The sequence below is a fragment of the Spirulina sp. CS-785/01 genome, from assembly GCF_028330525.1.
Taxonomy (GTDB): Bacteria; Cyanobacteriota; Cyanobacteriia; order Cyanobacteriales; family Spirulinaceae; genus JAQMSD01.
Map to the genome: position 1 here is coordinate 1 of NZ_JAQMSD010000283.1, position 4,425 is coordinate 4,425.

Here is a 4,425-nt window from a genome sequence, read left to right on the forward strand (position 1 = left end):
GGGCATAATAATCAATTCTCCCGTTGCCGTTTGTTCCAGACGCAGATCACGATTAGCACTGGCAATCTGAGCGAACTGTTCGGGGGTAACTCGTAACTGTTCGGGAATAATCAGACTTTGTGTCTTCCCATCTACGTTCATGGTTAAGGCTATAAATCGGTCAAGATGCCTCGATTATATCAACCTTAAATCCTTCTGCCCTCTTAATCACTCCTGTCAAGATTGTCCATTCTACCTAGGTTGCATCAAACTAGAAAAAGGGGGAATTTCTCCTTGAGAACAGATAAATTAGAGTATTAGGATTGAATGTTGCGAGTTGAGCGATGAGTAAGCAAGTCATTACGGGTTTCCTGTGGGGAATTTTAGGCGCGATCGCCATTTCCGGTTGCCAAAATAGCCCCCCTCCTCCCATCGAAACCACCAGTCCCGAACCCACCCCCATCACAACCCCCGTCCAATCGGATTTTAAAATCCCCGCAGAAGAAATTAAAGCCAGTCAACCCTGGAATATCCTAGTCGTCGTGAAAGACAGCTACAACCCCGAAACCAAGAAACACGGGGACTTATACCAAGTGCAAGTCTGGGACGGCGCAAAACAAGCCGCCGAAGACTTTGGCCTCCAAGTCGAACTCCTGCCCAACACCTGCCATACTTGCGTAGAAGACCAAATTCGCGCCATTAACAACCGCCTCCAAGCAGGCAACATTGATGGCATGGTCATTATGGTGACAGACTCCATCCGCCTCGCCCCCGTCATCGAAAAAGCCATCAATCAAGGCATTCCCGTGGTCGCCATGGATACCCCCCTCAACAGCGAAGACATTCTCACCTTTGTCGTCTTTGATAATGTCGCTGGCGGAAAAGTCATGGGAGAATGGGTCGTCGAGCAACTAGACGGCCAAGGCAATGTTCTCCTCCTCGATGGGAGTTTAGAACAACAAAACGCCGTTGACCGGAAAAACGGCTTTTTGGCTGGCCTAAGAAGCGGCAATATTAATATTCTAGACACCCAATCTGCCGACTGGTCCCAAAAAAACGCCAAAACCATTACCCAAGACTGGTTAGACCAATATTCAGACATTGACGCGATTATAGCCGCTAATTATGCCATGGCCCTAGGGGCCAGGGAAGCCGTAGAAGCAGCCGGACAAGAAGAAGATATCCTGATCACCGGCTTTGATGCCATGCCACCGGCCTTAAACGCCATTCAAAACGGTAAAATTGCCGCCACCATTGACCAAACCCCCGCCTTACAAGCTCGCTTATCCCTACAACTCCTCCTCCGTCATCTCGAAAATGGGGAGACTTTTCCAGATCGGGTCGTTATGCCTAACATTCCCTTAATTAATCAAGCTAACATTGATAGGGAGAAGTGAAGAATCGACATGGGTCTTCACACGGCGGAACTAACCCTGATGCTTGCTAGGAGGAGAAGATTACGAAAATTTCCATTCGTCGTTTATCCAGACTCATCACTTGGATCAAATTTTTTCAACCCTCCCGTCAGCAGCGTCGCTCTCTGAGTCGCAATATTGCCAGACGGGTTGTTGTCCTGAGTGTCATTAGTGTCCTGGCATTAGTGACGGCCATGACCTTGGGGTTAACGACGACGGTGGAACGGACGAAGCGGAAATTAGAACGAGTCAATGCTCAAGCGGTTAGCACCTTTGATTTGTTTTTATTAGAACTGAAAAGTGATTTAGTCGCCAGTAGTGCCTCTTTGGCCACCACGACGGATAAAAATGCGGTCTTGCGGAGTATGTTATCCCGGAATCCCTCTTTTTTAGATGTGTTCTTGGTGAGTCCTACGGGAGAAGTCAACCTTCAGCAAAGTCGCGTAGGACGGTCACAATTATCTCAGGTGTCTCTCTCGGATATTCCCAGTAATTTGGCGGTGAATGAGGTTTATATTAGCGATGTGCAGTTTGACCGCCAATCCCCCTATATTAAGATGGCCATTCCCGTGACAGATGATATTGGTCTTCCGGTGGCGGATTTACTGGTGGTGGTTGAGCTTAATGAACTTTGGAATGAAACCATTAATGTACAGGTGGGGGATGGGGGATACGCCTATATTGTGGAGGAAGATGGGCAAATTATTGCTTTTCGTAACCGTCGCTATCAGGAAGCGGGAGTGCTGTTACAGGAGATTATTGGCCGTTCTCCTTTGGATATTGCCAGGTCTGGGTTGAATATTCATCGGGGGTTGGGGGGAAAATGGGTGTTGGCTTTTGCACAACGGTTGGAGGTTGTGCCGTGGTTGACAGTGGTGGAACAACCCATTGAGGAGTTTGTGGTGGTGTTTGTGGTGGTGGGTGCGGTGTGGTTGGTGGTGGTGGGGACTGCTATCGCTTTGGTTTCTAATACGTTACATTTTACGGGACACCGCATCCTGTTACCCCTGCGCCAATTACAGGAGGCTGTGCAAAAATTGAGTAGTGGCAAGTGGAATTATCAAATCCGCATTACCCATAAAGATGAGTTGGGACAACTGGCCCTTTCGTTTCAGGATATGGCCCATCGGTTACGGGATTCCTTTGTGAATTTGGAACAGAGTAACCAGAAAATGCAGATTCTCAATGATGCGTTAATTCAAAGTGAGAGTAAGTTGACGCAGTTTTTAGAAGCGGTCCCGGTGGGGGTGTTTGTGGTGGATAGGACGGGGAAACCCTATTATGCCAATAAACGGGCGGAACAGTTATTAGGTCAAGGGGTGGTGCAGTCGGTTTCTGCGGAGAATTTTATGACGGTTTATCGCACCTATTTGGCCGGGACGGATCAATTATACCCGGCGGACCGACAACCGATTTTACGGGCCTTGCAGGGGGAAAGTAGTCATCATGATGATCTCGAGGTGGTACAGGGGGAGCAACGGATTCCTTTAGAGATTTGGGGAACGCCGATTTATGATGGGGAGGGGGAAATTAGTTATGCGATCGCTGCTTTACAAGATATTTCCGACCGCAAACAAGCAGAAGCGGAACGACAACGCTTCACCGAACAACTCCGACAACTCAATATAGCCTATCAACGCTTTGTTCCAGAAGAATTTCTTGATCTCTTGGAGAAACCCAGTATTGTGGAAGTCCAGTTAGGGGATGCGGTGGAAAAGGACATGGCGGTGTTATTTGCCGATATTCGCAACTTTACCACCCTCAGCGAACAGATGACCCCTAAAGATAATTTCTGCTTTATTAATGCCTATCTTTGTCGTATGGAACCGGCCATCGAACAACATCACGGGTTTATTGATAAGTTTATTGGGGATGCCATTATGGCTTTATTTCCAGGGGGAGCAGATGACGCAGTACAGGCGGCCATCTCAATGTTACAGCGATTAACAGAATATAACCAAACCCGCCAACGTCCCGGTCGTCCTGCGATTCAAATTGGCATTGGTATTAATACAGGTGCAGTTATGTTAGGGACAGTTGGGGGAAAAGAACGGCGTTCGAGTACCGTGATTAGTGATACGGTAAATTTGGCGTTTCGTCTGGAACAGTTAACGAAACAATATCAAACGTCTTTGCTCATTTCTCATCAAACCTTTCTCAAGTTAGATTTTCCCCATCAATATGATATTCGTTTAATTGATAATGTGCGGGTTAAGGGAAAAACGGAACAAGTTTCAATTTTTGAAGTGTTTGATACTGATCCTGATCCCTTACGGAAATCGAAACGCCAAAATCGGACTAAGTTTGAGCAAGCTCTTTTGTTCTATCAATTAAAACAATATCCTGAAGCGGCTCAGTTGTTTACTACTTATTTACAGAATAATCCTTTTGATATTATTGCAGAAATTTACTATAATCGGTGTCAAAACTACATAAACCCTAGGGGGTACAATGTTCAAGAGGGACATGAAGATTAAGTAAGACGGAAAATGTCTGATTTCCTGACCCAAAATATCTGTGTCGTTGAGAGCAATGGAGTTAAACCCAAAACCTGTCAAGGTGTAAGTATTACTGTTTCCCGTTTCCTAGTTCTTATTCTCTATAAAAAACAATGGCTATTACTACTCAAAAATATACTTTTACGGAATATCTAAATTATAGCGATCGCACGAATACTCGTTATGAATTAGTCAATGGAGCGTTGGTTGAAATGGCGTTAGGAACGGGAAGACATGGCGCGATCGCAGAATTTCTCAATGATGTTTTCCGAGCAGAAGCAACTCGACAAGGAAGTCCGTGGACTTCAAAAGATATGCGAATCGGAGTCCGTTCTCCCCGTGGAGGCCGTTGGGACACCTCTAGAATTCCCGATGTAGTGGTTTTACCAACGGAACAATGGGAAGAATTAGCCAATCGAGAAGCAGTCATTGAACTTTCTGATCCCCCTCCAATTTTAGTGGTAGAAGTGGTCAGCGAATCCACCCAAGACACCGATTATCGCAGCAAACGTTCCGAATATGCAGTATTAGAA

Annotated in this window: 3 protein-coding genes and 1 pseudogene; 3 read left to right on the forward strand and 1 reads right to left on the reverse strand. The window is 46.2% G+C overall.

Going from position 1 to position 4,425, the window contains the following annotated elements:
- Positions 1 to 141, reverse strand: a pseudogene (locus tag PN462_RS23645) (Uma2 family endonuclease); the annotation flags it as partial.
- Positions 142 to 323: 182 nt separating this feature from the next.
- Between PN462_RS23645 and PN462_RS18365 the strand changes: the two are divergent.
- The 3 genes from PN462_RS18365 to PN462_RS18375 all read left to right on the forward strand — a co-directional run.
- Complete coding sequence (locus PN462_RS18365; RefSeq protein WP_272130279.1) at positions 324 to 1,376, forward strand: sugar ABC transporter substrate-binding protein; 1,053 nt, start codon at positions 324 to 326, stop codon at positions 1,374 to 1,376.
- A gap of 212 nt (positions 1,377 to 1,588) precedes the next feature.
- On the forward strand, positions 1,589 to 3,871 hold the full coding sequence (locus PN462_RS18370; RefSeq protein ID WP_272130280.1) for an adenylate/guanylate cyclase domain-containing protein: 2,283 nt from the start codon (positions 1,589 to 1,591) through the stop codon (positions 3,869 to 3,871).
- Between the two features lie 134 nt (positions 3,872 to 4,005).
- Positions 4,006 to 4,425, forward strand: a 420-nt coding sequence (locus tag PN462_RS18375; RefSeq protein WP_272130281.1) for a Uma2 family endonuclease, incomplete at its 3' end; no start/stop codon positions are given.

What these genes read in the sequence shown, in the direction of transcription:
- PN462_RS18370 (WP_272130280.1), top strand. Translation starts at nt 1,589, where the DNA reads ATGACCTTGGGGTTAACGACGACGGTGGAACGGACGAAGCGGAAATTA.
- PN462_RS18365 (WP_272130279.1), top strand. Translation starts at nt 324, where the DNA reads ATGAGTAAGCAAGTCATTACGGGTTTCCTGTGGGGAATTTTAGGCGCG.